The sequence below is a fragment of the Microcoleus sp. CAWBG58 genome (assembly GCF_020883045.1).
GTDB lineage: Bacteria > Cyanobacteriota > Cyanobacteriia > Cyanobacteriales > Microcoleaceae > Microcoleus.
The window spans coordinates 84,423-91,022 of record NZ_JAHRFA010000001.1 but is presented as its reverse complement, the minus strand read 5'-3'; the positions used below and the strand labels follow the sequence as shown (position 1 = coordinate 91,022).

Annotated in this window: 6 protein-coding genes; 2 read left to right on the top strand and 4 right to left on the bottom strand. The window is 44.2% G+C overall.

The window, feature by feature from the left end; genetic code table 11:
- Nucleotides 1-649: 649 nt before the first annotated feature.
- The 4 genes from QZ918_RS00450 to QZ918_RS00435 all read right to left on the bottom strand — a co-directional run bounded on the left by QZ918_RS00450 (nucleotide 650) and on the right by QZ918_RS00435 (nucleotide 3,889).
- The gene (locus QZ918_RS00450) at nucleotides 650-1,903 is read right to left on the bottom strand and encodes a URC4/urg3 family protein (protein ID WP_293329715.1); all 1,254 of its coding nucleotides are present in this window, start codon (nucleotides 1,901-1,903) and stop codon (nucleotides 650-652) included.
- 106 nt (nucleotides 1,904-2,009) lie between these two features.
- Nucleotides 2,010-2,294, bottom strand: coding sequence for a hypothetical protein (locus QZ918_RS00445; protein WP_293329713.1), 285 nt, complete (start codon nucleotides 2,292-2,294; stop codon nucleotides 2,010-2,012).
- Between the two features lie 157 nt (nucleotides 2,295-2,451).
- Entirely contained in the window at nucleotides 2,452-3,534 is a 1,083-nt protein-coding gene (locus QZ918_RS00440; RefSeq protein WP_293156167.1) for an adenylate/guanylate cyclase domain-containing protein, read from the bottom strand.
- A 16-nt stretch (nucleotides 3,535-3,550) separates the two neighbouring features.
- The gene (locus tag QZ918_RS00435) at nucleotides 3,551-3,889 is read right to left on the bottom strand and encodes a hypothetical protein (RefSeq protein WP_293329711.1); all 339 of its coding nucleotides are present in this window, start codon (nucleotides 3,887-3,889) and stop codon (nucleotides 3,551-3,553) included.
- Nucleotides 3,890-4,145: 256 nt separating this feature from the next.
- Here QZ918_RS00435 and QZ918_RS00430 point away from each other — a divergent pair, with 256 nt between their 5' ends.
- Nucleotides 4,146-5,486, top strand: coding sequence for a cytosine deaminase (locus tag QZ918_RS00430; protein ID WP_293329709.1), 1,341 nt, complete (start codon nucleotides 4,146-4,148; stop codon nucleotides 5,484-5,486).
- A 228-nt stretch (nucleotides 5,487-5,714) separates the two neighbouring features.
- A complete protein-coding gene (queC, locus tag QZ918_RS00425) occupies nucleotides 5,715-6,389 on the top strand; it encodes a 7-cyano-7-deazaguanine synthase QueC (RefSeq protein WP_293329707.1) in 675 nt (224 codons plus the stop codon).
- The last annotated feature ends 211 nt before the right edge of the window (nucleotides 6,390-6,600 follow it).

Below are 6,600 nucleotides of genomic sequence, written 5' to 3'. Positions count from 1 at the left end.
TGCAATAAAGGTACGTAGTTGCGCTTAAGCGCTCTTTCTTAGATATAAAGCAATAAGGACAATCTTAAGTAAACTGTATTGTATTATAAAGCAATACAGTTGACTTAAGAAAAATATGACTTGCCAAAAATGGCTATATTGCCAGAAAATCGTCAGATGAAATTCATCAAAAGCATTAAGTAAACCGTATTGAAATACAATCCACTCCATCAAGAGAAGAGTTTTGAACCGTATTGGGGCGCTTTTGGCGCAGAGGGAAGAGTATTGCGAGGGTTTTGGATGTCGTAAAAAAACCTTTTATCCCTCCCCTCTCTGTGTTCTCTGTGTTCTCTGCGGTAAAATCTTCTTAATATCTACTTCACCTCTTTATAATCCAAAAATCGTCAGATGAAATTCATCAAAAGCGTTAAGTAAACCGTATTGTATTATAAAGAGCGCTTAAGCGCAACAACGTACCTAATAATTAACATCAATATTGACTAATATTAAACTAGAATTCGCTTAACCACGATGTCTTGGCAAAAAAATACAGCTTTAAAAAATACTTGCTACAACAATTCAGTCAGACTTTTTCAGTGCCATCGGACTTGCATTCCGAACCTTCCTCCTTCTTCTGACTTCACGCTTGACTTCTGTCAACTGTCCACTGTCAACTATTAAAAAAAGTCCCGTCACTTTCAATGTGAATTGGCGGTACTCCACCAGCCCTCAATTCTGTCGCAATTTTCCGCCCCGCTGCCCAAGTTCCTCCCTGCAAAATCTTCACCAGCGGCAATGCTGTCGCACTTAAATGCAGCTTGTCTCTCATAGCTGTGGCAATTTTATCTAAAAGAATCACAGTGAGCGATCGCCATTCTACTACAACTTCCGAACCGGGCAAATACCTCTGCTCAAAAATAGCCCAATCTTTTGCCCGTAAAAGCCCCATATCCAAACACAAACCGCCGTTACGATACCCCGCTAATCCCGTCAACTCGTCCAATCCCACGACGTACAAACCGAGTTCTTGCAGCGGTTCCAACAGCGAATAAGTCAACCACTGCGAGAGTTGGTGAAACGGCACAAATTCATCTCCCAGATTTTCTCCTTGCAAAGCCGAATGCCGCCAAACATCACCTAAATTAACGCCACCAATGGCATATTTTCCCGGCCAAATTTCCCCAAAACCTGTCAAAACAGCGCTCAATATTTCAGCACAATCCACAGTTTTGACTCCAGAAACCACACTGTCAAGCAAGTATTGTGCCAAATTGCCGGGACGCTGGTTCTCGCTGCCAAACAATAATGGATGTTGGCAAATTGCATTCCCCAAACGCTGCAATAATTCTAATCTGCCTGTTAAACCAACTAGCGGATTGTCTCGACTTACTTGAAATCCGGCCGCTAAGGTTTCTAATTTTAATTGAGAAAGCCCGCGAAAATCGGCTTGCCAAGGAAAATTTGGATTGCTGGAAAAAATACCCTGACTAAACATCCGAAAAGTGGCTACTGCCAACCCTTCTGAACGGCGATAAACTTCTTTGGTTTCTGCTTCGCAATACTGCCAATCTGCGCCGGCACTGGCATCGAGTAAAACGCTGACAATGGCTAAATCAAATTTGATTTTAGCTTGTTCTATGGCTGAAAATTCTGTTAAAGCTGCATCGAATTGAGCGAGGCGCAGTTGGTTGCCAGCTTCAAAATGCCGCCACCGACTGTGAAACGGAATATTAAAATCGGGATACTGTTGGCGGGTTGTGTTGATTGCATAATTTGCTGCTTTGTCGAGTTCGGATAAATCGACACAGAAAAAATTGAGTTTATTTTCTGAGGCTAAGTTAAAAAGCCGATCGCACTTTTGGCGAATCGCAGCAGGTGTTCTCAGATATTTTACAGCCTCTAGCTCTATATTATTCAACTTCATCGAAAATTTTTGGTTTGAAACCCCGTGTTTTGAGCATCGGCTTTACATTTTGGCTAGGCTTTTCCTAGACTAGCCATACTTCTAGGGAAAGCTCTATGTACCTGACTCAAAAAATCAGATACGCGGACTTGCCACCAAAGAGTTTAACACCTTGCGAGAACTCTGTGGCTTGGGTCAAAACCTTGACAGTGTATGGTTTTATACAGTTAGATAGTATTGCTTCCAATCTGGCAAACACGTTCGTTACGAGTGGAACTATTACTACTGCAAGGGAAACGAGGACTATCAACAGTTGAATACTGATATAGCCGAACAAACCCTGAAAGTATTCGATCGAACTTTTCGGAGTTTCTACGACTTGATAAATGCTGTCAGAGAGGGAAACTATCAACAGAAAATTCAACTCCCTGACTATCTCACAAAAGAGGGCTATATCGTGTTTGATCCATTAACCGCAATCAGATGCGATCGCCCGTGGGGACTTGAGTCTGCTCGATTTTGCGGACTGAAGTCCGCACTACAAACTACCGTAGAACGACAGCGGAGTGTCAAACAACTAAACATCGGTAAACATCGTTTTCCTGAAAAAAGTCAAACTGACTGTAATCTAACAGATTATCTAAGATCGCATTTTTATCGATTTTGATCAGCTTGTATTCCCACTTCGAGCCGCTAACTTCGCGTTTGATTTGATCGGAAACTATCACGGAATTTTTTTCTGTAGCTGGAGATACTATTTTACTTAAATCTTCCAGCCTGTCGGCGATGTTAATATCTTTTCCGTAAGTGCAAGAGCGGAATATATACAAATTTCCTTTAGCAACTCCCACCGACAAACCGCAAGGTATTTTGTGACCGTGTATGAAAAGTTTCCAATTTTCGCACAAACTTTCCATGGCCGCTAAGGCTGAGTGAGCTTCGGGGAAGGTCAACAAATGCGAATCGCCAACAATACTGCGAATTGTGCCGCCGTATTCTTCACAAATGTTTTTTTCAAAAGTATCAAAGTTGGTGAGCAAATATTCAACATCTCTGATAGAATTAGATTCTTGATAAGCAATAAAACCTCTCAAATCCGCTTTGATTATTGCTTGATTTTCCACAATTCGCGTCTTGTAACTTTGGTCAACCTTGTAAACCTTTTCAGGTTCGCTCATCCCTTTTAAAGAAAACTCGTTGACAAAAGATGTTTGCACTTCTGCTTTGTTGAGCGCCAGCCATGCTGCTTGGGACAAATATATTTCATCCTGAGGAGTTACTGATTCTATGCGCGCTGTTAAATTCACCGTATCGCCAAAGATATCTTTATCTTGATGCAGGACATCTCCCAAGGTAATCGACACGCGAATAGCCAATCGTTCGTCGTTCGATTTGCTAGATTGTTGGGTTCTCAATTCTTGCTGCATTTCTAATGCTGCCATCGCGGCGGCTGTGACGCTGGGAAAAATCAGCCAAAATGAATCACCTTCGCCTTTGATCAAACTTCCTTCATTTCTGGTGCTAATATCTGAAATAAAAGTTTTATGCTCGTTCAACAAACTACTTAAGTCCGACTGAGATAATTTTTTAACTCGGGCGGTATATCCGCAAATATCTGTTTTTACGATCACAGTAGAACGCAAATTAGCCATAACCTACCCTGACTGATCACAAACCAGTAATAAATTTAATTTGGCAAAGGCGCAACTGTTCCCGAACAGTGGTGTCTTTGCCCTCTGAATCTCCTGGCATCGCGTCCGATCGCTTCTGCAATAATTGTAGCATCTGGCACAGGGTCTGGCGTGCAGTAGCCGACAGCTTTTTTGGCGGCGATTTCGACTTGTGCGCCTGCGGGAATCCAATCTTTGGGAATGGGAGGCGATCGACTACTTGAATGCCAGAATTGATAATAGCATTGTATTTGAGATGGCTCAGGGAAACTAAACGGTCAATGCGAGGGATACCCAACCCGTGCAGCACGTTTGACATTAGTTCTTGAAACCTCATATCTTGAACTCCTGCAACACATTAGTCTGCAATTAAAATACGCATCGCCGTGCGATCGCCAGCTTCGAGCCTTTTTCTGGCATTGTACACCAAAAACAATGTTATTGTATAACGCCATAGGGTTCATTTAATGAGAGGAGGGCGGATGAGAGCATTAACACACTGGATTGTTTCATAAATTATTAGTCAGTACGCGCCCCTACAACCGACATCTTCAATAACTGTCAAGTCGATAAAATATTAACTACAAAATTTCATGTTGCCAGCTACATCTAATTATTTGCTAAAAAATGGTCGCGTACCCACATCTCTTCTAGAGATCAAATCGATCGCCAATTTAGAGTCTACTATCCCCACAACAGCCGATCGCAATTTTTGTCTGGTGGATCTGGAAATTGCCGCCGGTGCGATCGCCCAAATCATCCCGAGAGGTAAGAAACCTTTATCCCAACTTGCAGGTATCCCCATTGTAGACTTGCAAGAGAGCTTAATTTTCCCGTGTTTTGTCGATATGCACGCGCATTTAGACAAAGGACATATCTGGGAACGATCGCCCAATCCCGATGGAACGTTTGCTAGCGCGATCGAGACAGTACAGGCTGATGCCCAAAAACACTGGAATGCAGAGGATGTTTACCGGCGGATGCAATTCGGACTTAAGTGCAGCTACGCCCACGGAAGCAAGGCGATCCGCACTCACATCGACAGTGCAGGAGAACAGGGAACCGTTAGTTTAGCAGCATTTACAGCGTTGCAGGCCGAATGGCGCGATCGGCTAATTTTGCAAGCAGTTTCCCTAGTTTCCCTCGACTATTTCCTGACACCCGAGGGGGAAAAATTAGCAGACAGAATGGCAGAAGTCGGCGGGATTCTCGGTGGCGTCGCCTACATGAATCCCGATTTAGACAAACAACTCGATCGCGTATTTAGCTTAGCCCAAGAACGCGGTTTAAACCTCGACTTCCACACCGACGAAACCGACGATCCAGAATCAACCACACTGCGTGAAGTCGCAAAAACCGCTATTAGACATAAATTTGCAGGTCAAATAATCTGCGGGCATTGCTGTAGTTTAGCCGTACAACCGCCAGATTTAGTAACAGAAACTTTGACATTAGTCAAGGAGGCAAATATTGGCATTGTCAGCTTGCCGATGTGCAACCTTTACCTGCAAGACAGACAATCTGGGCGTACACCGCGCTGGCGGGGAGTCACGCTGCTGCACGAACTTAATGCAGCAGGAATTCCCGTGGCAGTGGCTAGTGACAATTGTCGCGATCCGTTCTACGGATTTGGCGATCGCGATGTTTTGGAAGTGTTGAATATGGCAGCCCGGATCGCCCATTTAGATCGGCCTTGGGAAAATTGGCCGCGCACAGTGACAACCACACCAGCCGACTTAATGGGATTGCCGAATTTAGGACGAATCGGAGTTGGTTTGCCAGCAGATTTGATTTTGTTTGAGGCGCGAAATTTTAGCGAATTGTTATCTAGATTGCAGCGCGATCGCACAGTTGTGCGGCAGGGTAAAGCAATTGATACAACGCCCGATTACCGGGAACTAGACGATTTGTTGCATGAAGACGAGCGCGGTTAAAACCGCCTCTATACAAACAAAACCCGCCGGACGCCGGTTGAAGAAAACTGGGAAGTTAAAATTATTTTATCTTCTTCAGTCTGCGGAGGCAGACTTTGTTTCTGTAGACGCGGTTTCAACCGCCGTCCTTTGTTTTTGTAGGCGCGGTTTCAACCGCCGTCCTATCTTGTCAAGTAACAACAAATTTGATATAAAATATAAAACCTGATGCAATCGAGGATATTTTAAGTGAAAGCAGTGATTTTATTGTCGGGAGGGCTGGATTCCTCAACAGTTTTGTATCAAGCGAAAGCCGACGGCTGCGAATGTTATGCGATATCCTTTGACTACAAGCAAAGACACCGGCGAGAGTTAGAATCTGCACGGGCGATCGCACTTTCAGCACAGGTTAAGATGCATCAGGTGGTAAACTTTGACTTGACGCAGTGGGGCGGTTCGGCTTTGACGGACGATCGGATAGAATTGCCCAAAGATCGCAATCTGGCAGAAATGTCGCAAAACATCCCCGTTACCTACGTTCCAGCTAGAAATACCATTTTTCTCAGCTTTGCCCTCGCCTACGCCGAAACCCTAGGAGCTCAGCGAATTTACATCGGTGTCAACGCTTTAGATTATTCCGGCTATCCCGACTGCCGCCTCGATTACATCCAAGCCATGCAGGAAGTATTTCGGTTGGGAACCAAGCAAGGAAGGGAAGGAGAAGCTATTAAGATTGTCACACCTTTGATCGAACTCAAAAAAACCGCAATTATTGAATTGGGCAACAAGTTGGGAGTGCCTTGGGAGCAAACTTGGTCTTGTTATTCAGGCGGCGAAAGTGCCTGTGGCGTTTGCGATTCTTGTCGGCTGCGGCTGGCTGCTTTTGACGAGTTGGGATTAAAAGATCCCGTGCCTTACGCTTAATATTGCAGGTTTGCAAGCGGCGGACTTAAGTCCGCATATTCAGAGGACTAAAGTCCTCACTACAAACCTGACAATAAAAGTGTTTGTAGTGCGGACTTAAGTCCGCATATTCAGAGGACTAAAGTCCTCACTACAAACCTGACAATAAAAGTGTTTGTAGTGCGGACTTAAGTCCGCATATTCAGAGGACTAAAGTCCTCACTACAAACCT

Excerpts from the sequence above, each read along its gene's own strand:
- QZ918_RS00450 (WP_293329715.1), bottom strand. The coding sequence starts at position 1,903 with ATGAAGTTGAATAATATAGAGCTAGAGGCTGTAAAATATCTGAGAACA.
- QZ918_RS00440 (WP_293156167.1), bottom strand. The coding sequence starts at position 3,534 with ATGGCTAATTTGCGTTCTACTGTGATCGTAAAAACAGATATTTGCGGA.
- QZ918_RS00435 (WP_293329711.1), bottom strand. The coding sequence starts at position 3,889 with ATGAGGTTTCAAGAACTAATGTCAAACGTGCTGCACGGGTTGGGTATC.
- QZ918_RS00430 (WP_293329709.1), top strand. The coding sequence starts at position 4,146 with ATGTTGCCAGCTACATCTAATTATTTGCTAAAAAATGGTCGCGTACCC.